The 22,992-nt window shown below is 66.8% G+C and carries 21 protein-coding genes; 13 read left to right on the forward strand and 8 right to left on the reverse strand.

Going from position 1 to position 22,992, the window contains the following annotated elements; genetic code table 11:
- Positions 1-118 precede the first annotated feature (118 nt).
- The 12 genes from ABQF13_RS05565 (at position 119) to ABQF13_RS05620 (ending at position 15,655) form a co-directional block, all read left to right on the forward strand.
- Positions 119-814 carry a potassium channel family protein gene (locus tag ABQF13_RS05565; protein WP_448391721.1) on the forward strand — a complete coding sequence of 232 codons (696 nt, stop codon included), beginning with the start codon at positions 119-121 and terminating at the stop codon, positions 812-814.
- Between the two features lie 90 nt (positions 815-904).
- The gene (locus ABQF13_RS05570; protein WP_448391722.1) at positions 905-1,240 is read left to right on the forward strand and encodes an ArsR/SmtB family transcription factor; all 336 of its coding nucleotides are present in this window, start codon (positions 905-907) and stop codon (positions 1,238-1,240) included.
- Entirely contained in the window at positions 1,237-1,716 is a 480-nt protein-coding gene (locus ABQF13_RS05575) for an NADH-quinone oxidoreductase subunit B family protein (protein WP_448391723.1), read from the forward strand. The genes ABQF13_RS05570 and ABQF13_RS05575 overlap by 4 nt, the downstream gene beginning before the upstream one ends.
- Before the next feature lie 68 nt (positions 1,717-1,784).
- Positions 1,785-3,677, forward strand: coding sequence for a proton-conducting transporter transmembrane domain-containing protein (locus tag ABQF13_RS05580; protein ID WP_448392026.1), 1,893 nt, complete (start codon positions 1,785-1,787; stop codon positions 3,675-3,677).
- Between the two features lie 5 nt (positions 3,678-3,682).
- Positions 3,683-4,636 (forward strand): respiratory chain complex I subunit 1 family protein, encoded by a 954-nt coding sequence (locus ABQF13_RS05585; protein WP_448391724.1) that lies wholly within the window; start codon positions 3,683-3,685, stop codon positions 4,634-4,636.
- The gene (locus ABQF13_RS05590; RefSeq protein ID WP_448391725.1) at positions 4,633-5,295 is read left to right on the forward strand and encodes a hypothetical protein; all 663 of its coding nucleotides are present in this window, start codon (positions 4,633-4,635) and stop codon (positions 5,293-5,295) included. The genes ABQF13_RS05585 and ABQF13_RS05590 overlap by 4 nt, the downstream gene beginning before the upstream one ends.
- Positions 5,295-6,761 (forward strand): proton-conducting transporter transmembrane domain-containing protein, encoded by a 1,467-nt coding sequence (locus ABQF13_RS05595; RefSeq protein WP_448391726.1) that lies wholly within the window; start codon positions 5,295-5,297, stop codon positions 6,759-6,761. The genes ABQF13_RS05590 and ABQF13_RS05595 overlap by 1 nt, the downstream gene beginning before the upstream one ends.
- Positions 6,758-8,239, forward strand: a complete 1,482-nt coding sequence (locus ABQF13_RS05600) for a hydrogenase large subunit (RefSeq protein ID WP_448391727.1) — start codon at positions 6,758-6,760, stop codon at positions 8,237-8,239. Before ABQF13_RS05595 ends, ABQF13_RS05600 begins: the two co-directional genes overlap by 4 nt.
- A 41-nt stretch (positions 8,240-8,280) precedes the next feature.
- Positions 8,281-8,856, forward strand: coding sequence for a TIGR03086 family metal-binding protein (locus tag ABQF13_RS05605; protein WP_448391728.1), 576 nt, complete (start codon positions 8,281-8,283; stop codon positions 8,854-8,856).
- A 17-nt stretch (positions 8,857-8,873) separates the two neighbouring features.
- Positions 8,874-9,878, forward strand: coding sequence for a PHP domain-containing protein (locus tag ABQF13_RS05610; RefSeq protein WP_448391729.1), 1,005 nt, complete (start codon positions 8,874-8,876; stop codon positions 9,876-9,878).
- A 406-nt stretch (positions 9,879-10,284) separates the two neighbouring features.
- Positions 10,285-15,165: an Ig-like domain-containing protein gene (locus ABQF13_RS05615; protein ID WP_448392027.1), complete on the forward strand. Its 4,881-nt coding sequence runs from the start codon at positions 10,285-10,287 to the stop codon at positions 15,163-15,165.
- Positions 15,166-15,223: 58 nt separating this feature from the next.
- Positions 15,224-15,655, forward strand: a complete 432-nt coding sequence (locus ABQF13_RS05620; protein WP_448391730.1) for a hypothetical protein — start codon at positions 15,224-15,226, stop codon at positions 15,653-15,655.
- Here the strand turns inward: ABQF13_RS05620 and dinB are convergent.
- Together dinB and ABQF13_RS05630 are read right to left on the reverse strand one after the other, a co-directional pair.
- Entirely contained in the window at positions 15,652-16,860 is a 1,209-nt protein-coding gene (dinB, locus tag ABQF13_RS05625) for a DNA polymerase IV (RefSeq protein WP_448391731.1), read from the reverse strand. The two genes, ABQF13_RS05620 and dinB, sit on opposite strands and share 4 nt — an antisense overlap.
- Before the next feature lie 30 nt (positions 16,861-16,890).
- Positions 16,891-17,538, reverse strand: a complete 648-nt coding sequence (locus tag ABQF13_RS05630) for a TetR/AcrR family transcriptional regulator (protein ID WP_448391732.1) — start codon at positions 17,536-17,538, stop codon at positions 16,891-16,893.
- A gap of 75 nt (positions 17,539-17,613) precedes the next feature.
- On the opposite strand from ABQF13_RS05630, the gene ABQF13_RS05635 reads away from it, so the two are divergent.
- Positions 17,614-19,083, forward strand: a complete 1,470-nt coding sequence (locus tag ABQF13_RS05635; RefSeq protein ID WP_448391733.1) for a flavin-containing monooxygenase — start codon at positions 17,614-17,616, stop codon at positions 19,081-19,083.
- A gap of 5 nt (positions 19,084-19,088) precedes the next feature.
- Here the strand turns inward: ABQF13_RS05635 and rraA are convergent, their stop codons facing one another.
- From rraA to ABQF13_RS05665, 6 genes are all read right to left on the reverse strand, one after another.
- The gene (gene rraA / locus ABQF13_RS05640) at positions 19,089-19,568 is read right to left on the reverse strand and encodes a ribonuclease E activity regulator RraA (protein WP_448391734.1); all 480 of its coding nucleotides are present in this window, start codon (positions 19,566-19,568) and stop codon (positions 19,089-19,091) included.
- Complete coding sequence (locus ABQF13_RS05645; protein ID WP_448391735.1) at positions 19,565-20,320, reverse strand: MerR family transcriptional regulator; 756 nt, start codon at positions 20,318-20,320, stop codon at positions 19,565-19,567. Before ABQF13_RS05645 ends, rraA begins: the two co-directional genes overlap by 4 nt.
- A gap of 33 nt (positions 20,321-20,353) precedes the next feature.
- Complete coding sequence (locus ABQF13_RS05650; protein WP_448391736.1) at positions 20,354-20,818, reverse strand: hypothetical protein; 465 nt, start codon at positions 20,816-20,818, stop codon at positions 20,354-20,356.
- 91 nt (positions 20,819-20,909) lie between these two features.
- Positions 20,910-21,854, reverse strand: a complete 945-nt coding sequence (locus ABQF13_RS05655) for a CopD family protein (protein WP_448391737.1) — start codon at positions 21,852-21,854, stop codon at positions 20,910-20,912.
- Positions 21,830-22,339 (reverse strand): copper resistance CopC family protein, encoded by a 510-nt coding sequence (locus tag ABQF13_RS05660; RefSeq protein WP_448391738.1) that lies wholly within the window; start codon positions 22,337-22,339, stop codon positions 21,830-21,832. Before ABQF13_RS05660 ends, ABQF13_RS05655 begins: the two co-directional genes overlap by 25 nt.
- On the reverse strand, positions 22,336-22,965 hold the full coding sequence (locus ABQF13_RS05665) for a YcnI family copper-binding membrane protein (RefSeq protein WP_448391739.1): 630 nt from the start codon (positions 22,963-22,965) through the stop codon (positions 22,336-22,338). The genes ABQF13_RS05660 and ABQF13_RS05665 overlap by 4 nt, the downstream gene beginning before the upstream one ends.
- Positions 22,966-22,992: the final 27 nt, after the last annotated feature.

A 22,992-nucleotide genomic window follows, 5' to 3' on the forward strand; every position in this document is an offset into this window, starting at 1 on the left:
GGCTGGCGCGGTCTGCAGTACAGACCTACCACGGCAGTGGATACGTCAGTATGAACTCGTGTTCCGTCTCAGGAAGCGACCTTTTCAAGCGTCGGGTCGCACCGAGGAACGTCGGTCGATGCGCATCGGCATCGCGGGCGCGGGCGCGATCGGTCGCTCCGTGGCCCAGGAGCTGATCGGCTACGGCCACAAGGTCTTGCTGATCGAACACAGTGTCCGCCACTACGAACCACACACGGTGCCCGAAGCCGACTGGTTGTTGGCCGACGCCTGTGAGCTCACGGCGTTGCAGGACGCCGGGCTTCAGACCTGCGATGTGGTGATCGCCGCGACGGGCGACGACAAGGTGAACCTGACGGCCTCGCTGTTGGCCAAGACGGAGTTCGGCGTCGACCGGGTGGTGGCGCGGGTCAACGACATGCGCAACCAGTGGTTGTTCAACGACGCGTGGGGCGTTGACCTCGCTGTGTCCGCGCCGGCGGCTCTTGTCGCGGCCATCGAGGGGGCCATCGACATCGGCCACGTGGTCCGGTTGATGGAACTGCGGCAGGGCCAAGTCAGCTTGGCGAAACTCACGTTGCCTGAAGGGGATCCGTTGGTGGGGCGGCGGGTGGCTGAGTTGCCGTTGGCAGAAAACACCGCGTTGGCGGTCATCATCCGGGAAAGCGGAATCGTCGTCCCCCAACCCGACGACGCGCTCGAAGCCGGCGACGAGATGCTGCTCTTCACCGGCGGCGGAGACAACAACGCCGTCTCGGCCCTGGTCCAGGGCGCCATCAAACCCCTCGGCGAACAGGCTCCCCCCGCCCGCTGAGAACGCCGAGTTGAAACGCCCCACTGATTCGGTCTACTATCTGAAAAATCTTTCAACTGACAAAATCGACAGTTCTTCAGGAGCCCCGGGGTGCAGCCGCTGTACAAGCTCAAGGGCGAGTTTTTCAAGACGCTCGGCCATCCAGCCCGCGTGCGGATCCTGGAACTGCTGGCCGAGAAGGACCTGTCCGTCGGAGAACTGCAGCCCGAGGTCGGCCTCGAGTCATCGAACTTGTCCCAACAGCTGGGCGTGCTGCGCCGTGCCGGGGTTGTGACGGCCCGCAAGGACGGCAACAACGTCATCTACTCCATCGCATCACCAGACATCGCCGAGTTGCTCGCGGTCGCACGCAAGGTGCTGACCACGGTTTTCAGCGACCGCGTTGCGATGCTGTCGGACCTGCACGATGCCGGAGGTGAGCAATGAGCTGGCTACGCAAGATCTTTCGAGTCGGGCGAATCGTCGAACCGTCCGGCCCCGCGCCGCAGCCCGCTGTCGAACCGCCGGCGGGCGTGCGGGGTTCGTTGCAGATCCGCCACGTCGACGCCGGCTCGTGCAATGGCTGCGAGGTCGAGATCGGCGGGGCGTTCGGCCCGGTCTACGACGCCGAGCGGTACGGGGCGCGGCTGGTCGCCTCACCCCGGCACGCCGACGCTCTGCTGGTCACCGGCGTGGTCACCCGCAACATGGCCGAACCGCTGCGCAACACGCTCGCGGCCACTCCCAAGCCGCGGGCGGTCATCGCGTGCGGTGACTGTGCGCTGAACCGGGGTGTCTTCGCCGACGCCTACGGGGTCGTCGGCGCGGTCAGTGACGTGGTCCCCGTCGACGTTGAGATCCCGGGCTGCCCGCCCACTCCCGATCAGATCGTCAGCGCGCTGCGATCGGTGACCAACAAGTGACCGCCACGTTATCGGCTCCAATCCATACCGCACGAAAACCGGTGTCCCACCGATGGTTCAGCACCGCAATGGGGCTGAGCACTTCGGGCGTCGGTGTCATCGGTATGTGGTTGGGTGTGCTCGGGCTGTTCGGGCCCGCCCGCGAAGTGCGCATCGGCTGGTTGCTGCCGTTGGCCGGGGTGCAGCTACAACTCGATCCGCTCGGCGGGCTCTTTCTGATCCTGATCGGCGCCGTCGCGGTGCCCGTCGGCATCTACGCGATCGGCTACGCCCACCATCTGAGCCGCACCGCCATGGCCGTGCTTCCGCTGTTCGTGGCCGCCATGCTGCTGGTTCCCGCGGCGGCATCGGTGACGACATTCCTGCTCGCCTGGGAGCTGATGGCGCTGGCATCACTGGTGCTGGTGCTAGCCGAGCACGCCCGGCCCCGGGTGCGCTCGGCCGCGCTGGTGTACGCGGTGATGACCCAGCTGAGCTTCGTCGCCATCCTCATCGGGCTAATGGTGCTGTCCGCGGCGGGCGGCGCCGACCGCTTCGCCGACCTGACGGGCATGTCCGACGGCACCCGCACGGTGGTCTTCCTGCTCACGCTGGCGGGTTTCGGTTCGAAGGCCGGCCTGGTTCCGCTGCACGCCTGGCTGCCGCGGGCACACCCCGAGGCGCCCAGCCCGGTGTCGGCGCTGATGAGCGCGGCGATGGTGAGCCTGGGCATCTACGGCATCGTGCGCATCGACCTGCAACTGCTCGGCCCAGGGCCGCGGTGGTGGGCGCTGACACTGCTGGCGGTCGGTGCGGCATCCGCGCTATACGGTGTGCTGCAGGCGTCGGTGGCCACCGATCTCAAACGGCTGCTTGCCTATTCGACTACCGAGAACATGGGCCTGATCACGCTGGCGCTCGGCGCAGCGACGTTGTTCGCCGACGCCGGTGCGGCCGCGCCGGCCACCATCGCGGCGACCGCGGCGATGCTGCATCTGCTCGCCCACGCGGTGTTCAAATGCCTGGCCTTCATGGCGGCGGGTTCGGTGCTGGCGGCGACGGGGCTGCGTGACCTTGACCGGCTTGGCGGGTTGGCCCGCCGGATGCCAGCGACGACGGTACTTTTCGGCGTGGCAGCCCTCGGGGCGTCCGGGCTTCCGCTGGGTGCCGGGTTCGTCAGCGAGTGGCTGCTGCTGCAGTCGCTGATCCGCGCCCCGGGCGCCGACGCGGTGGTGGCGCTGGTCGGTCCGCTGGCCATGGGAGCCGTCGCGCTGACGGTCGGTCTCGGGGTGGCCACCATGGTGAAGGCGTTCGGTATCGGTTTCCTGGCGCGGCCGCGTTCCGAACCAGCCTCCGCGGCAGGCGAATCCCCACGCACCATGATCGTCGGTATGACCATCGCCGCCGTCGGTTGCGCGGTGATCGCCGTCGTGCCCAGTGTGATTGCGCCCGCGCTGCGCCGGGTCCTTGAAACACTGCCCGCCGCGCAAAACGTCGCGTTCACCGATTTCGGCACGTTGATCCGGCTGCCCGGTGTGCCGGGTTCGATCGCACCGGGAGTGATCGCAGCGACGCTGGTGGCCGCGATACTGGCCGTGGTGGTGGCCAGCCAATGGCGCTCACGGCGCCGACCTGCCGCCGAGAGGTTACCGCTGTGGGCCTGCGGTGCAGGCGATTTGACGGCCCGCATGCAATACACCGCAACATCGTTCGCCGAACCGCTGCAACGAGTCTTCGACGACGTCCTTCGGCCCGACACCGCCATCGAGGTCACCCCGACCGCAGAATCGCGCTACATGGCCGATCGTGTCACGTACCGCAACCGCATCGGCGACGCCATCGAGGAGCGGTTGTACACGCCGGTCGTGCGGGCGGTAGCGGCCGCGGCCGGCGTCATGCGTCGGGCCCACACCGGCAGCATCCACCTCTACCTGGCCTACGGGGCGCTGGGTGTACTGATCATCTTGGTGGTCGCCACATGACCCCGATGTCCTATCTTGCCGGCGTCGCACAACTCGCCACGGTGGCCCTCGGCGCGCCGCTCGTGATCGGGTTGATGCGACAGGTCCGCGCGCGCTGGGAAGGTCGTGCCGGCGCCGGGGTGCTGCAGCCGTGGCGCGATCTGCGCAAACAGCTTGGCAAACAACAGATCACACCCGAGAACACCACGCTCGTCTTCGCCGCCGCGCCCGTCGTGCTCGCTGCGAGCACGCTGTTGATCGCGGCGATCATCCCGGTGGTGGCCACCGGTTCACCGTTGGACTCCAGCGCCGACCTGTTCGCCGTCGTCGGGCTGCTGTTTCTCGGCACGGTCGCGCTCACCCTCGCGGGCATCGACACCGGTACGTCGTTCGGCGGCATGGGCGCCAGCCGTGAGATCACGTTCGCGGCGTTGGTCGAACCCACGATCCTGGTGGCCGTCTTCGCGTTGTCGATACCGGCCGGGTCGGCCAATCTTGGTGCGCTGGTGTCCAATACGTTGGAAGACCCGAGCCGGGTGATCTCGCTGGCCGGGGTGTTGGCGTTCGCGGCGCTGGTGGTCGTGATCATCGCCGAGACCGGCCGGCTGCCGGTGGACAACCCCGCCACCCACCTCGAGCTGACGATGGTGCACGAGGCGATGGTGCTCGAATACGCCGGACCGAAGCTGGCACTGGTGGAATGGGCATCGGCTATGCGGCTGACCGTGCTGCTGGCGCTGCTCGCGAACCTGTTCCTGCCGTGGGGAATTGCCGGCGACAATCCAAGCGCGCTCGCCGTGGTTGTCGGGGTGGCCGCCGTCGCGGTGAAGGTCGCCGTGCTGGCGATGCTGCTGGCCAGCGTCGAGGTGTTCATCGCCAAGCTGCGGCTGTTCCGGGTGCCCGAGTTGCTGGCCGGCTCGTTCCTGCTCGCGCTGCTCGCGGTGACCGCAGCCAGCTTTTTCACGGTGGGGGCCTCATGATCGACGCGAACTTCATCACGCTCATCGGGTTCGCCGCCGGCGGGCTCACCCTGGCCGCGGTGCTCATCGTGTGGCGACGTGACCTGCGCGCCATCGTGCGCCTGCTGGCATGGCAGGGCGTGGCGCTGGCCGCGATCCCGGTCGTGCGCGGTCTGCACGACGGCGAAATGGCGATGGTCGCCGTCGGCGCCGCGGTGCTGGTGTTGCGTGCCGCCTTGCTGCCGTGGCTGCTGGCGCGGGCGGTGGCCGCCGAGCCGGAGGCGCAACGCGAGGCGACGCCGTTGGTGAACACCGCCACCTCGCTGCTGATTGCCGGCATCCTGACCGTCGTCGCGTTCGCGGTTACCAGTCCGCTGGTCGACCTTGCGCCCGACCCGGTCGTCAACGCGGTTCCCGCGGCTTTCGCGGTGATCCTGATCGCGCTGTTCGTGATGGCCACCCGACGGCACGCCGTGTCGCAGGCGGCAGGATTTCTGATGCTGGACAACGGGATCACCGCCGCGGCGTTCCTGCTGACCGCGGGTGTGCCGTTGATCGTGGAGCTCGGCGCGTCGCTGGACGTGCTGTTCGTGGTGTTGATCATCGGGGTGCTGACCGGGCGGCTGCGCCGGGCGTTCGGCGGCGCCGACCTAGATCGTCTGCAGGAGCTGCGGGACTGATGACCACACTGCTTTTCGCGCCCGTTCTCGTTCCCGCCGCCGCGGCACTGGTGAATCTCGTCGTCGGATGGCGACGTTGGACCGCTGCCCTGTCGGTGGCCTCGGCCACCACGGTGCTGGTCTGCGCCATCGTGCTCGCGGTGAAAGTCGGATCGACACCGCGCCTGGCGCTGGACGGTCTGCTGCGCGTCGACGCGCTCTCGATCACCATGCTGATCGTCATCGGCGTCGTCGCCACGCTGAGCACCTGGGCCAGCATCGGCTACATCGGCGCCGAACTCGACCACGGCCACACCGATGCCGGCGGCGCGCGGCTGTACGGCGTGCTGACCCCGGCGTTCATCGCGTCAATGGCACTTGCGGTGAGCGCCAACAACATCGGCATCATCTGGGTCGCCGTCGAGGCGACCACCGTGGTCACCGCGTTCCTCGTCGGACACCGCCGCACCCGGGGTGCCCTGGAGGCCACCTGGAAGTACGTGATGATCTGCTCCGTAGGGATCGCAGTGGCACTGCTGGGCACGGTGCTGATGTATTTTGCCGCGCTGCACGCGGGTGCGCCCGAGGCGTACGCGCTCAACCTCGACGTGCTGGCCGCCTACGCGGCGAACCTCGATCCGGGCGTGGCCCGGCTGGCCGGTGGGCTGCTGCTGATCGGCTACGGCGCCAAGGTCGGGCTGTTCCCGTTCCACACCTGGCTCGCCGACGCGCACAGCCAGGCCCCGGCGCCGGTGTCGGCGTTGATGAGCGGCGTGCTTCTTGCCGTGGCGTTCTCGGTGCTGCTGCGCATCAAACCGATCGTCGATGCGGCGACCGGCCCGGGCTTCCTACGGACCGGGCTGATCGTGCTCGGACTGATGACGCTGCTGATCTCCGCGCTGATGCTCGTCGTCACTGGCGACGTCAAGCGCATGCTCGCGTACTCCTCGATGGAGAACATGGGGCTGATCGCGATCGCCGCCGCGGCCGGCACACCGCTGGCGATCGCGGGCCTGCTGCTGCACGTGCTCGCGCACGGAGTCGGAAAAACGGTGCTGTTCCTGGCCGGTGGCCAGTTGCAGCTCGCGCACGACTCCACGGCGATCCGCGACATCAGCGGTGTGGTGCGCCGATCGCGGTTGGTCGGCGGGTCCTTCGCCGTCGGCCTGCTTGTGCTGCTGGGGTTGCCGCCGTTCGCGATGTTCGCCAGTGAGATCGCCATCGCCCGCTCGCTGGCCGACGCCGGCCTGGCCTGGGCGCTTGCCGCGGCGTTGGCTCTGATTGCCCTGGCATTCGCAGCGCTCGTGCGCAATTCGGGCCGCATGTTGCTAGGTGACGCCCCGACAGGAGCACCCGCCATCGCGGTGCCCGGCTCGGTGGCGGCGGCGCTGCTGGTGGGCGTAACCGTCTCGATCGTCCTCGGTGTCACTGCTGGCCCGCTGACGGCTCTGTTCACCGAGGCCGCCAACATCCTCGGAGCGTTGTGATGAAAGAGTCTGTACGCCACCGCGTCTCACGAGACACTTTGCGCGATAAGGCCGAAGAGCTCTTCGGGTCCGGTTTCCGGTTGGCGTTGGTGGCGGCGCACGATGACGGCGGCGGCGTGCTGCGGGTGGTGTATCTGTTTCTCGCCGGTCGGCCCGACCGCCGTGTCGAACTCGAATGTGTTCTGCCGTCGGACGATCCCGAGGTGCCGTCGCTGGCGTATCTGTCGTTTCCGGCGAGCCGCTTCGAGCGGGAGATGGCCGACCTGTTCGGTCTCCGCCCGGTCGGGCATCCGCGCCCACGACGGTTGGTGCGTCACGCCCATTGGCCGGATGATTGGCATCCCATGCGCCGCGAGGCCGGCCCGCCACCGCATTTCGAGCCCCGCGGACGCTTTCCGTTCGTCACCGTCGAGGGCACGGGCGTGTACGAGATCCCGGTCGGGCCGGTGCACGCCGGGCTGATCGAACCGGGCCACTTCCGGTTCTCGGTGGTCGGCGAGACCGTGCTTCGGCTGAAGGCCCGGTTGTGGTTCGTGCACCGCGGCGTGGAGAAGCTATTCGAGGGCCGACCCGTCACCGACGCCGTCGCGCTGGCCGAACGCATCAGCGGCGACACCTCGGCCGGACATGCGTTGGCGCACAGCCTCGCCGTCGAGGACGCCGTCGGCACCCGGCTGCCGGACGAGGCGCACCGGCTCCGGGCACTGGTCGTCGAACTCGAACGGCTCTACAACCACGCCGCTGACCTCGGCGCGTTGGCCAACGACGTCTCGCTTGGAATCGCCAACACCCACGCGCTGCGGATCCGGGAACGCCTGCTGCGAATCAACGCCGAGGTGACCGGCCACCGGCTGCTGCGCGACGCCATCCGTCCCGGCGGAATCATGCTGAAAGCGCTGCCCGAACCCGCCGTGCTGCGTGAGATCGCCGTCGATCTGGCCGAGGTGGCCGAGCTGACGCTGCGCAACAACGTCGTCTACGACCGGTTCGCCGGCACCTCGGTACTCACCAGGGACGACGCGCAGGCCCTGGGATGTCTCGGCTACGCCGCCCGCGCCAGCGGGTTGCGCACCGACGCCCGCGTCGACCATCCGACGACCGATCTTCCGGTCACCGAGGCCGGCGCCACCACCGGAGATGTGCTCGCGCGCTACACCGTGCGCCGCGACGAGTTTGCCGCCTCGGTCGAGTTGGCCTGTGCGCTCATCGAATCCCACAACGGACCGCTCGACTACCAGGAACCGGTCGACGGGTTCCGCGGTCCGTCCAGCGGCGTCGGCATCGTGGAGGGCTGGCGCGGCACCATCGTGCACCGCGTCGAGGTGGGCGCCGACGGAAACCTCGCGCGAGCCAAGATCGTCGACCCGTCCTGGTTCAACTGGCCGGCCCTTCCGGTCGCGATGGCCGACACGATCGTCCCGGACTTCCCGTTGACCAACAAAAGCTTCAACCTGTCCTACGCGGGAAACGATCTGTGACGCCGCGATGAGTTCCGGCCGCCCCACGGGTCGATATCGACATGATTGACTTGACGCCGGCCTGCCGACGCACCACCGATGTGTTGGCGTCCGTGACCGACGACCAACTGAGCGCGGCCACGCCCTGTGCGGACATGCGCATGGACCAACTGCTGGGCCACATCGGTGGGCTGGCGTTGGCGTTCACCGCCGCGGCGCGCAAGGACTTCGGGCCGCTGACCGACACACCTCCCGAGGTGGGTGCGCACCCTCTCGACGATGACTGGCGCACGTCGTATCCGGCCCGGCTCACCGAACTGGCCGCTGCCTACGCTGACCCGTCGGCCTGGGACGGCATGACGCGGGCGGGAGGCGTCGACTTCCCCGGCGAAGTAGGCGGGTTGATCGCGCTCACCGAGATCGTCGTCCACGGATGGGATGTGGCACGCGCGACCGGACAGCCCTATGACGTCGACGCCGCCACCGCGGCCGCCGTGTTGCCGCACGTCACCAACAGCGCCGCGGAAGGACCGGTCGAGGGATTGTTCGGGCCGGCGGTTCCCGTCGCCGACGACGCGCCGGTTCTGGACCGCATCATCGCGTTGACCGGGCGTGACCCGGCATGGCGCGCGACCTGACCGGGCACACTGGAGGTATGGACCCGGTTATCGCCCTGCGCCAGATCGCCTACTACAAGGACCGCGCGCGTGCGGACCCACGCCGGGTGATGGCCTACCGCAACGCCGCCGACATCGTGGAGGGATTGTCCGAGATGCAGCGGGAACGGCACGGCGCGGCCAACTCCTGGCAGTCGCTGCCCGGAATCGGACCCAAGACCGCGAAGGTCATCGCGCAGGCATGGGCCGGGCGGGAACCCGACGCGCTCGTCGAACTGCGCTCCAACGCAGCAGATCTAGGTGGGGGCGACGTCCGCGCGGCGTTGCGCGGTGACCTGCACCTGCATTCGAACTGGTCGGACGGATCGGCGCCGATCGAGGAGATGATGCTGGCGGCAAGGGATTTGGGTCACGAGTACTGTGCGCTGACCGATCACTCACCGCGGCTGAAGATCGCCAATGGGCTGTCGGCTGAGCGGCTGCGCCAGCAACTCGACGTCATCGACGAACTGCGCGAGACGGTAGCGCCGATGCGAATTCTCACCGGTATCGAGGTCGACATCCTCGAGGACGGGTCGCTGGATCAGGAAGAGGAACTGCTGGAACGCCTCGATGTGGTGGTGGCCAGCGTGCACTCCAAGCTGTCGATGGACGAAGCCGCGATGACGCGTCGGATGCTCAAAGCCGTGGCCAATCCGCACACCGATGTGCTCGGGCACTGCACCGGCCGCCTGGTCAGCGGCGGGCGCGGTATCCGCCCCGAGTCCAAGTTCGACGCCGAGAAGGTGTTCACCGCCTGCAGCGACAACGACACCGCCGTCGAGATCAACTCCCGACCCGAGCGGCGCGATCCGCCCACCCGGCTGTTGAAGCTGGCACTGGACATCGGCTGCCTGTTCTCCATCGACACCGACGCGCACGCGCCCGGACAACTCGAGTTTCTCGGGTACGGAGCTCAGCGCGCGCTTGACGCGGGCGTGCCCGTGGAGCGGATCGTCAATACGTGGCCGGCCGAGCAGTTGGTGGCCTTTACTAATGCATAAATCGACGCTAGCGTAAGTCGGATCGCTATCGGGTCGCTCGGGGGATATGCAACCTGCGCCGCTAGCTAATTAAATTGTGGCCGGACGCGGGCCAATCTTTGCATGTAATAGCCGGAACTCTCGCGGTGGTTCAGCGCGAAATGAGTTCGTGATGAATTTGCGTAAACAATTTTTCGAAACTGTTACCGCAGTTCACACAAGTTGTTATGGTCACGCCCTGAATGCATTCCGCCGATGGCCAACCGCTTCGCTGAATTCGCGATCGGACAGAAGGGATAACTCGATGGCGGCCGCAGCAAGGTATGAGTTTGGCTCCAGCAACCGCAAGCCGCTGTTTTCCGGGTGTGCGAAAGCGGTGAATTCCACCGCCTACGCAACCTATGTCGGTCGAGTTGGCGCATTGGCAGTGGCGCTGGGTGTGGGCGTCGCCATCGCGACCGGAGGGTCGGGGTTGGCGTGGGCCGACGCTGGTTCAACCGGTGATTCGCAAAGCGCCGGGACATCGGCGGGGCAGGGCGGCGACGGGGACTCCGCGGCGCCTTCGCCGGACAGCGGCAGCGCCGACGACGCCGAGACGGGCGGGGATGGCGGCGACGATGATGCGCCCGAAGCTGACGCCCCCGACGGTGATGAACCCCGGACGAGGTTCGGTAGTTCGGGTTCGGTCGATACCTCGGTCAATGACGCCGGGCAGTCCACCGACACCACCGTGCTTACCGACGAGGAAGAGGGCGACGAGTCCGACCTCGGCGACGAACTGGAATCGGACGCCGATGACGAGGACGAAGGCGACGGCGAGGAAAGTACTTCGGGCACAACGGAACCGGCTGTTAGCCAACGCGATTCAGGGCCGCAATCCGGCGTTTTGGATGAGAGTGACGAGGACTCAGGACGTATCGACGACGTGGCGGCCGTCGTCGAGGACGTGGTGGAGCGCGACGCCGACGACGTGACCGAGCAGCAGGCGCCGCCAGAGTCGTTGACGAGCCAGGTGGTGCTGGCCGTCGAGAACTTCGTCGACGAGCGTCAGGTGTCGACGACAGTGGTCAGCGAGGAGCCGGAGGCGGCGCCGACGTCGACGGAGGTTCCGGACACCATCGTGAGAGCCGCGAGCACGGTTGTGGCCGCGTTGCTGTCGCCGTTCCTGGCGCCGCGCCCGGTCGCGCCTGCCGAACCGCCGTTGGCGTGGGCACTGCTGGCGTTTGTGCGTCGCGAGTGGCAGCACATGCTGTTGAACCGCACCCCTCAGCCGGTGGTTGACACCGTCACTACGTCCGAGGACACCCCGATCACCGTTGACGTGGTCACCGGAACCGACCCCGATGCGGTCGCCGGTGACGTGGTGACCGTGACCGAGGTGACCCAGCCGCAAAACGGGACGGTGACCCTCGATGGCGGCACGCTGACCTACACCCCCAACGCCGACTTTCACGGCACCGACACCTTCACCTACACCATCTCCGATGAAGAAAGTCCGTTACATCTTCACGGACTGAAGGGGCTGTGGGCGGCCATCTTCGGCGGCGACGCCGGACACGCCACCACCGTCACCGTCAGTGTGACGGTCACACCGGTCAACGACGCGCCGGTCGCGGTTGATGACGCGGTGACGGTGGACGAGGACTCCGGGGCCAACGTCATCGACGTGTTGGGCAACGACACCGATAGCGACGGTGACCAGCTGGCCGTGACCGAGGTCGGCGCGGCCTTCAACGGCACCGTTACGTTGACGGACGGTGTCATCACCTACACACCGGACACAGATTTCTCCGGCACAGATTTGTTCACCTACACCATCTCCGACGGTAACGGCGGCACCTCTACTGCCACCGTGGCCGTCACCGTCGCCGCCGTGCAGGATGCGCCGGCGCCGCAAGATGACGCCTACACCACCGAAGAAGACTCGCCGCTGACCATCCCCGCACCGGGGGTGTTGGACAACGACATCGACGTCGACGGGGATAGCCTGTCAGCGCACCTGATCAACTCGCCCGTCCATGGGTCCATCACGCTCAACGGCGACGGGTCGTTCACCTACACACCGTTCGAGAATTTCCACGGGTTGGATTCGTTCACCTACGGCGTTTCCGACGGTAACGGTGGAACCGTCAGTGCCACTGTGTATGTGAGGGTCACTCCGGTCAACGATGACCCGGTGGCCGTCGATATCGGAGTAGTCACCTCCGAGGACGAGCCGGTGACGGTCGACGTGCTGCGCAACGCCACCGACGTCGATGAAGATGACCTTTCGGTGACGGAGGTCGTAGCCCCGTCCAGCGGCACGGTCACGGTTTCTGACGGGAAGATCACCTACACCCCGAACGCGGACTTCAACGGCACGGATTCGTTCACCTATACCGTTTCTGACGGGAACGGTGGAACGGCCACGGCCACGGTGTATGTGAGGGTAAGCCCGGTCAACGACGCTCCGGTTGCCGTTCATGACGAGTTGACGGTCTACGAAAACTCCACAGCCAATGTGATCGATGTGCTGGGAAACGACATCGATGTTGACGGTGACGTGCTCACGGTGACTGATGTCGGCTCCGCGCACAGGGGCACGGTCACCATGATTGACGGTGTCATCACTTACACCCCGGACGCCGACTTCTACGGCTCGGATTCGTTCACCTACACCATTGCCGACGGCAACGGCGAAACGTCCACTGCCCGTGTGCTTGTGCAAATTATTTCGTCGAACACCCCTCCGGTCGGCAACGCCGACGAAGCGTTCACCGAAGAGAACACGCCGGTCGTTATCGACGTGCTGGCCAACGACGTCGACCCTGACCCGGAAGACGTGCTGCGGCCGTTCTTGTTCAATGCACCGGCCTTCGGCAATGCTGTCGTCAACGACGACGGCACAATCACCTACACGCCGTTCCCAGGCTTTAAGGGCACTGACACGTTCTATTACCGGGTTAACGACCGCCACAGTACAAGCGACCTGACCGCCGTGACGATCATGGTGCATCAGGCACCACTTGTCGCCAACGACGACGATGTGGTCACCGACGAGGACACCCCCGTTCTCATCGACGTCTTGGCCAACGACTCCGATCCCACCGGCGACACGATCACCGGCATCACCATCGAATATGACGGCGACGGTGCTATTGACCTGCGTGATCCTGAGCGGTTCACGATCACCTACATTCCTCGGCCGGACTTCTTCGGTACCGACACGATTACGTACTATTTGCGCGACGCCGATGGCCGCGCCAGCGACGTCGCCACCGTGACCATCACGGTAAATCCCGTCAACGACGACCCAGAGGCGTCCGATGACATCGTCACGGTCAGGGCGAACTCCGGCGCGACTGTGGTCAACGTGTTGGGCAACGACACCGATGTCGACGGCGACGATCTTCTGGTGACCGACGTGGGGACCGCGAACAACGGCACCGTCGACCTTTCCGGTGGCGTAATCACCTATACGCCGAGCGCGGATTTCGTTGGCAGCGACTCATTTACGTACACCGTTTCGGACGGCAACGATGGGATCGCGACCGCGACTGTGCATGTGTGGGTCGACAACCCTCCGGTCGCCAACGACGACTTTGCGTCGACGGAGGAGGGCATACCGGTCGTAATCGACGTGCTGGGAAACGATTTCAACCCCACTGGAGGAGAACATCTTTCAGTGCGGATCATCGGCCAACCCCACATGGGCACCGCCGAACTGAACGACGATGGCACGATCACCTACACGCCGACCGCCGACTACCGTGGCTCCGACCAGATCCGGTACGAGATCAGCGTCGACACTGGTGTCGGCGCTAGCGCCGTCGTCCACATTGATGTGCGTGAGCGAACGCTTGTTGCCAACGACATCGCGGCGGACACCGACGAGAATAACCCCGGGCTTATCCGTATATCTGTAATAGACACCCGCCCCGACGGCGAGACCGACATCACCATTAGGGTCGACAATTCCGAGAATGGTGTTGTTCGACTGGTTGAACAACGCGAACAGCAGTTCACGCTGGAGTACACGCCCCGGCCGCACTTCATCGGCACCGACAGCTTCACCTACCAACTGGTGGGCGCCGACGGCCGCGTCAGCCACCCGTATACCGTCACCATCACGGTCGACCCTGTCACCGGCGGCCCGAGGGCTATCGATGACACCGTCGTCGTCGATGCGAACTCAGATACCGTTGAGATCGATGTGCTGGCCAACGATTTCGAGGTTAACGACCAGGAACTGGCCGTGGTCCAGGTGAGCGAGGCCCGAAACGGCACTGTCATGGTGAACGACGGTGTCATCACCTACCGGCCGAACTCCGGCTTCGATGGTGTCGACTCGTTCACCTACACCGTCGCCAACGGCGTCGGCGCAGCCGCCACCGCCACCGTGGCGGTTACGGTCGAGGACGCAGACCCGATTACCTTTGACGACGCAGCGCAGCTGTCGGAAGCGTTCTTCCCCGACTTCACGCACCGAATCTACGTGCTGGCGGATGACGAACTGCGAATCGTCGACCCTGTCACGCGGGAGTGGCTCAGCACCGTCGAACTCGGCGCGACGCCATCGAGCGTCGCGGTGAGTCCTCGCGGAGATTACGCCTATGTCGCCACGAAGGACGCCACCGATGTCTCGGCCGTCTCAAAGGTCGATCTCCGCTCGGGCACCTCGACTCCGGTCGGCGAGGTCGGCGAAGCCACGGCGATGGCGCTGGACCGCTATGGCGACACCCTGTACGTCGCGGACTATCGGGACGCCACCGTGAAGATGATCGACAGGGCGACCGGGGAACAGCAGATCCTCGACATAGGTCTTCGAAGCAACGCCATCGCGGCGAGCGAATACACCGAAACCCTGTACGTCGGCAGTATCAACAACGAAGTGTGGGCGGTCGACGTTGAGACCGGGTCCAAAGAGGTTGTGTACAGCGGCGCCTGGGATGAGACCACCGTCGCGGATCCGAGCATCACCGTCGCGGGCGACTTCGCATATGTGGCCGATGGACTCAACAACAGGGTGGCCGTCATCAACACCTTCACCAACGAGACCTACGCCGTTTACGACGTCTGGGCAACCCCGACGAGTGTGGCCGCCACGCCCTACAGCGAGGTGTTTCTCGTCGCATCCGCCGCTGAGAACAAGGTCACGGTGATCAGCCTCGAACTCGGCGTGCTGGGCGAGTTTGCGGTCGGCGACGATTTCGTCGACATCGATTTCGCGGATGTTCAGCAGCCGGAAGTTTATGTCACTAAGCGCGAGGGCATTTCGAGGGTACCGGCCGAAAACATCAACGCACTCTTCCGAACCGACCCGCGTTAAGCGCCTGTGTGCGTGGGCCGCGGCTAAGCCGCATACTGCGGCGGCTTAGACTCCGCGCATGCGCGCTGACCTTGGCATCGACACGACGATCACGCTGCTGGCCGCGGGCCTGATCTTCCTGCTGGCCCTCGTGCTCGGCGTGTGGAAGTACCGGCAGATGGCAACGTCGGAGAACCACCTTGCGCACCCCTACGTCGACATCGCGCACCGCGCGGCGCTGCTGTACTCGTTCGCGACGTTGCTGATCGCTGCGTTTGTCGAGCTGAGCCGGTGGCCCACCTGGGTGAACCTCACCGCGGCGATGGTGCTGGTGTTCTTCTTCGTCGTGGCCATCGCGAGCTACATCACCCACGGCGCCCGCCGCGACACCACCAACCAGTTCGAGCACCCCAGCTCGGCACTGCACGGCGGCATGGTGGCGCTGATCATCGGTGAGATCGGCGGCTTTGCGGTCCTGCTCGCGGGATTTGTGGCCGCACAGTTCTTCTAGTCCGGCAGCAGCGGCATCTCCAGGCCCGCATCCCGCCCCAGCAGAACCCCGCGGGTGACCGCGGCATTGCCATAACGCTGTCGCACCCGGTCGATGGCGGCGTCGATCGCGAACGGATCGGTCTGTGCCTCGAACGGCAGTTCCAGCTGTTGGGCCCCTTCACGGTCGATACCCGACACCGCGAACCCGACCAGCGTCAGGCCCCGTTCGGCGATCAGCGGCGCAGCCGCCGTCACCAGCGCCCGCGCGGTGTCCAGGATGACGTCCGTCGACGCCGTCGCGCGCGGCATCGTATGTGAGCGGGTGGCCCGGCTGAAATCGTCGAACCGCAGGCGCAACACCACCGTTCGGCCGGTGCGGCCGGCCTTGCGCATCCGGCGTGTGATCCGGTCGACGAGGTTGACCACGACCGCGTCGACCTCGGCCTCCGACATCGCGTTACCCGCCCGGCCGAGCGCGCGTTGGGCGCCCACCGATTGGCGGCGCTGCCCCGTCACCACCCGGCGTCGGTCGACGTTGTGGGCCAACGCGTACAGCCTGCTGCCCATCGCGCCGCCGACCAGCGAAGCCAACGTCGACTCACCGAGTTCGGCGACATCGGCCACCGTGTCGATGCCGTAGGTATGCAGCTTCTCGGCCGTCTTGGCACCGACGCCCCACAACCGGCGCACCGGCAGCGGGTGCAGGAACGCGAGCTCGCGGTCGGGCGGCACGAGAAGCAGTCCGTCGGGCTTGGCCTCCTGGCTGGCCACCTTCGCCAGGAACTTGGTGCGCGCGATGCCGACCGTGATGGGCAGGCCTACCCGGTCGCGGACCTGCTCGCGTAGCCGCGCGCCGATCTCCACCGGCGTTCCCGACACCCGCCCCAGCCCCGAGACGTCTAGGAAGGCCTCGTCCACGCTGAGCGGTTCAACGACCGGTGTGGTGTCCGCGAACACCTCGAACACCGCCCGGCTGGCCTCGGTGTACGCCGCCATCCGCGGCGGCACGACGATCGCGTGGGGGCACAGCTGGCGGGCCTGGCGCCCGCCCATCGCGGTGCGAACCCCGTAGGCCTTCGCCTCGTAGCTGGCCGCCAGCACGACGCCGCCGCCGACGACCACCGGCCTGCCGCGCAGCGCGGGGTCGTCACGCTGCTCAACCGAGGCGTAGAACGAATCGAGGTCAGCGTGCAGGATGGCCGCGACCGACGAGGACACGAACATATGTTCGCATCGCGGGCGGACAATCTGCGGTCAGTGCGCGGTATCGCCGTAGATGCTGGTGACCCAGACGTGCGCGAGGGTGTCGACGAGCTGACCGGGGGCGACGGCCGGCTGCTCATCGGCGAACGCCGCCAGCATCGTGCGTTCGTTCATCAGGTTGAGCGAGGTGGCCAAATCGGCCGAGTCGATGGTGTCCGGCGCTGCGCCGCGGGCGCGCTCGGCGTCGATGGACGCGGCGGTGTGGTCGATCCACTTCTGCATGAACCGCGACCACAGCGTGCCGATCTCGGCATTCGCCGGCCGCGCCGCCGCACCGGCAAGCGTCACCGCTCGATGCGAGCCAAACGTACCGAACAGCGCGTTGATCGCCTTCCACACACCGGCGGGGTCCACGGAAGCGTCCATACCGCCCATCGCTTCATCGGCGTTACGGTCTGCCTCATTGATCACTTGCCGGACGAGCGCCGCCAGCACCGCATCCTTCGACGGGAAGTAGAAGTAGAACGTCGGCCGGGAGATACCGGCGCCTTTGGCGAGATCGTCGACCGAGATATCGGCCAGCCGGCGCTGCTCGAGCAACCGCTCGGCAGTGTCGAGGATCGCCTGCTCGCGTTCGTCGCCGGAGGGCCGGTTCGTGCGACGGGCTCGGGCGGCGCGGGGCTGGCTAGTGGTTGTCACCAGCGCGACTTTACACGATGTCGAGTTTTCGACACACCGTTGACTTACTCGACGGTGTGTTGATAGCTTGACAGCATGACTGAATTTGTCGACGTCGTAATCGTGGGTGCCGGCATCTCCGGTATCAGCGCCGCCTGGCATCTGCAGGACCGCTGCCCCGGCAAGAGTTACCTGGTGCTGGAGCGCCGCGAGAACCTGGGCGGCACCTGGGATCTATTCAAGTACCCGGGCATCCGCTCGGACTCCGACATGTTCACGCTCGGTTTCCGGTTCAAGCCCTGGACTTCGGAGAAGGCCATCGCCGACGGCCCGTCGATCATGGCCTACCTGAAGGAAACCGTCGCCGAGTACGGCATCGACAAGCACATCCGCTACGGGCACCGGGTGCTGGCCGCCGACTGGTCCGACGAAGAGGCCAAGTGGACGGTTCGCGTCGAACGTGACGGCCAGGAAGTCGAGATCAAGTGTTCCTTCCTGTTCGCCTGCAGCGGCTACTACAACTACGACGAGGGCTACCTGCCGAAGTTCGCCGGCTACGACGACTTCGAAGGCACGCTGATCCATCCGCAGCACTGGCCCGAGGACCTGGACTATCAGGGTAAGAAGGTCATCGTGATCGGCAGCGGTGCCACCGCCGTGACTCTCATTCCCGCGCTTGCTAATTCGGGCGCCGGACATGTCACGATGCTGCAGCGATCACCCACCTACATCGGGTCGCTGCCCGACGTCGACCAGTTCACCGTCCGGATGAACAAGACGCTGCCCGAGGAGCTGGCCTACGTGGTGAACCGGTGGAAATGCATTCTGGTGCAGTCCGGGCGCTATCAGTTCGCCCGGCGCTTCCCGAACGCCATGCGCAAGGTCTTGATGAAGATGGCGGAGCGCCGCCTGCCCGAGGGCTATGACGTCGACAAGCACTTCAGCCCGTCGTACAACCCGTGGGACGAGCGGTTGTGCCTGGCGCCCAACGGCGATCTGTTCAGGGTCATCCGGCACGGTAAGGCCGACGTGGTGACCGACACGATCGATCGGTTCACCAAGACCGGGATAAAGCTGGCGTCTGGCGAGGAGCTCGAGGCCGATATCATCGTCACCGCAACAGGTTTGAACCTGCAGCTGTTCGGTGGCGCGGTGATCTCACGCAACGGCGAGGCGGTCGAGCTCAACAACACGATGGCCTACAAGGGCATGATGTTGACGCACATGCCCAACCTGGCGTTCACCATCGGCTACACCAACTCGTCGTGGACCCTGAAGGCCGACCTGGTGTCCGAGTTCGTCTGCCGCGTCCTCAATTACATGGACGCCAAGGGTTATGACGTCGTCGAGCCGCAGCATCCCGGCAACAGTGTCGACGAGCGGCCGCTGATGGACTTCACACCCGGTTACGTGCTGCGCGCACTGGACTACCTGCCCAAGGCCGGAGCCGTTGCCCCGTGGCGGCTCAAGCAGAACTATCTGCTCGACCTGCGCCTGATCCGCCACGGCAAGGTCGACGACGAGGCGCTGAAGTTCACCAAACAGCGCGCACCGGTCACGGTTTAACTCGCTTACGGGGTGACCACGACGATGCCGTCGTCGTCGCTGTAGGCGATATCACCGGGGGCAAACACCAGACCGCCGAAGCCGACGGGGATATCCCGTTGTCCGGCACCGGTTTTGGTGCTCTTGCGCGGGTTGGTGCCTAAAGCCTTGACGCCGATGTCGAGCGTGCGCAGCATCGCCGCGTCCCGCACGGCACCGTTGATGATCAGTCCCGCCCAGCCGTTCTCCACGCCAAGACCGGCGATCACGTCGCCCACCAGCGCCGCGTGCACCGAGCCGTCGCCGTCGATCACCAGCACCCCGCCGTCACCGGGTTCCGACAGCACCGATTTCAGCAACGCGTTGTCCTGAAAGCATTTCACCGTGGTGATCGGACCGGCGAACTGTGCGCGGCCGCCGAACTGGCGCAGCTGCAGATCGCAGCTGCGCACGTCGGTGCCGATCTCGTCGACCAGGTCTGCAGTCGGGCGGGGCTCGATGCTCACCGTTTGATGCTAGCCACGATGATGTCGTGCACGAACTGGGCCAGGCCCGGTTCGGCGTCGTCGTAGTAGCGGGTGAACCGTTCGTCGGCCACGTACATCTGCCCGAGGCAGACGTGCATGTCATCGCTGCACTCGTAGTACCGCTCGATCGACGCGCGGTGCCGGGCCGCGAGCGCGTCGCCCTCGGCCGAACCGGGCGTCACGCCGTCGCGTTTGGCCTGAGCCAACGCCGCCAACAGCGCGTCGTTCTGCTCTTTGGCGTCGATCCAGTCCTGTTTGGTGAACGTCGAGACCCGCTGCTGGGACTGCTTCCATGCGTCGGTATCGCCCCAGCGCTGTTCGGCTTCCTGCGCGTACTCCTCGCTGAATGCGGTCGTGCCGAAGATCTCGATCTGCTCGTCGGCGGTCAACTGGATACCGCTGCGGTGTGCGTTCATCAGTTCCTCCACTGCCTTGATGGTGTGCTGTAGCCGGTCGGCCTGCTCGAGCAACAAACCGTGCTGGCGTTGCAGGTGCTCGAGCACATCGGCGTCGGCGTCGTCGAGCAGCGTGCGGATCTGCTCGAGTGACATGCCCACCGATCGGTAGACCAACACCAGGTGCAACCGTTCGACGTCGGCGTCGGTGTAGCCCCGGTAGCCCGACGGCGTGCGGACACTGGGCACCACTAGACCGATGTGGTCATAGTGGTGCAGGGTGCGCACGGAGACACCCGTGAGGGCGGCTACCGCGCCGACGGTTCTGGCGTCCATGACGCCACTATCGACTATGACGTCGCGTGAGGGTCAACTCTTGTCGGAGCCGCGGCGCACCAGCAGTACCACGAGGATGGCCAGCACACCGGCCGCGACGGCGGCCGCAACCGGCAGCCGCGAGGATTCCGGGCCGGGCGGCGGAACCGGTTCGGGCCCCGACACCGGGTTGCTCGCCGTCGCCACCGTCGCCTTCGCCTGCGCCGCAGTGACTTTCGCCGCCGACGTCAGGGTGTCCTCAGCCGCGGGCGGCTTCGGCGCCGCGGGCGCTTCCGGTGCCTTTTTGGCCGGTGCCTTTTTGGCCGATGCTTTCTTGGCCGGCGCCTTCTTGACGGCCTTCTTCGCCGGGGCCTTCTTGGCTGCCTTGGCCGGGGAAGCCTTCTTAGCCGCCTTGGCGGGCGGTTCGGTGGACTGCGCGTCCGGCGCCGGCGGCTTCGACTCGGGAGCCGGCGGCGTATTTTCCGGCTGCTCGTCGGGTCGGCCCTGCTGGTCTGCCATCGGGCTGCTCCTTTGCAGTATCTTTTGTCTCGGCCTGTCGGCATGCGCGCGGGAACCGGCAACGGTCCCATCATGCCAGGTCGGCCAAGCGCTAACCGGTGACGGCCAGCCCAGCGGCCAAGGCCAGTGCGACGGCCATCATCGTCAATTCGACCATCGACCGCGACCGCGATGCCCCCGCGGTGGCCCGATGCGAGCGCGCGGCGGGCAGCCACATCGTTCGGTTGCGCCAGCCCAGCACCACCAAGGCGACCGTCACCAGGATTTTCGCCGACAACACCCGGCCGTATCCGGTGGCCCACAGATCCGCAGCGGAATCCAGCCGGACCACCGCGCCGACCGTGCCCGCGGCCACCAACGCCAGCACACACCCCAGCGATAGCGTCGAAAACCCCGGCAACATCCGGGCCCACTGTCCGCGGTGCTCGACCGTCAACACCAGCGCGGCCAGCGCTCCGCACCACAGCGCCGCCGCCAGCATGTGCACCGCCACCGCCAACCCGCCCAACGCACTGTGCGCGAAGTGACCCGTCAACGGTCGCGCCACCACGCCGATGGCCGCCACCCCGGTCAGCGCCACCGCCGTCGACACCGCCCGAGGCGCGGCAAGCGCCGCCACGGCCACCACCGCGGCCGCGACCAGCGCCACCAAGCCGGACCGTCCCGCCGCCGTCGCGACCGCGAAATCAGCGACCGTACCGGCGCCCAGCGCACGGACCGGGACGCCAACGCTCTCGGCGGCCGCCGCCACCAACCGGGTCAGCTCCGAGAGCAGCCACACCGCGGCCGCGACCGCCAGCGGGGTCGCGGCCCGCGAGATCACCTCGGCGCGGTGCCGGCTTGCGTCGAGCATCGGCACCGCGGCCAACCCGAGCGTGACGACCGCCGCGCATACCGACACCGCGCGCACCAGCGTCACGGTCAGCGACGCCTGCGGATACGCCAGCGCCCACGCCAGCACCGAGGCGGCCGCCACCACCAGCGTCGCGCCGGCCACCGCCCTGCGAGGCGTCACGAGCGGCGCCGCACCGCCCACAGGACGGCCCCGCCGACGATCACGACGACGCCGGCGTAGAGCGGCCACATCGGGAACCCGTCGTCGCCCGGATCATCGGCCGTCGTCGCAGGCGACCCCGGGGCGCCGGCGCCCGCCACCGTCAGCTCAAAGGCCCAGGACCCGGAGATGACGTGCCCGTCGGCCGAGGTCGCCCGGTAGTTGACGGTGTAGGTGCCGGTCGGGCCCAGTGGTCGCACGCCGACGCTGACGACGGCACCGTCGACCTTCGGTTCGCCCGTCGACCACAGGTTGTCGTCGGGTCCCACCACGGTCATCGCCGCGAACTGCGGTTGCATCGCCTCGCTGAACGTCGCGGCGACGGTGGCCGGTGACTCGGTCAGCCGGGCGTTCTCGGCGGGGTCGGTGGCGATGCGGGTGGCGTGCGCCGACGCGCCCGCTGCCGTCGCCAGTGCGCCGGCCACCACCGCGACCGTCAGAAGCGCCGTCGCGACAAGGCGTTTCATGACCGCCTCCGCGCCAGCAGCGCTCCGGCCCCCACCACTGCGGCCAGCGCCAACGCGCCGCCGGCCAACCAGCGCGCCGTGGTGTCGGCGCTAGCGGGCTGCGGTGCGGTCGACCCGGTCAACTCCAGAACGGGCACGGGGAGTTCGGGCTCGCCGCCGTCGGGCAGCGGAGGCTGGTCCCAGCGCACGACCTCGCCGTCCGAATAGGTCTGGGTGGCCGGGAAGCTAACCGATTCGCTCTCGGGCAGCCGCACCGTAATCCGGAACAGCGCGAACTGGTCGGAGGAGATGCCGGTGCCGGGCGCCGCGGTCCAGGTGACCGACGAGACGGTGCCCGCGGCGACGTCGCGGTCGAGGCGAGCCGTCCAGCCCGGCATCACCTCGGTTCGCGCGGACGGCACATCGGGCAACTCAACGCTCAATTCTGTTGTCAAAGCGCCGGTTTCGGACTCACCGGGCACACGGAACGTGACGGTGGCGGTGCTGCCTGGGTCAGCGTGGTCGGCCTCGGCGTGGACGTGGGCCGAGGCCGTCGCTGCGGTCGCCAACGCTCCGATCAGCCCGGTCGAAACAGCGGCGGCGCCGGCGATCAGGGCGCGCGAAGACGCCTTCGCGAAGGAACTCATGTGTATGGATGCTTTCTGGTGTCGGTT

The sequence above is a fragment of the Mycolicibacterium sp. XJ879 genome, from assembly GCF_053483935.1.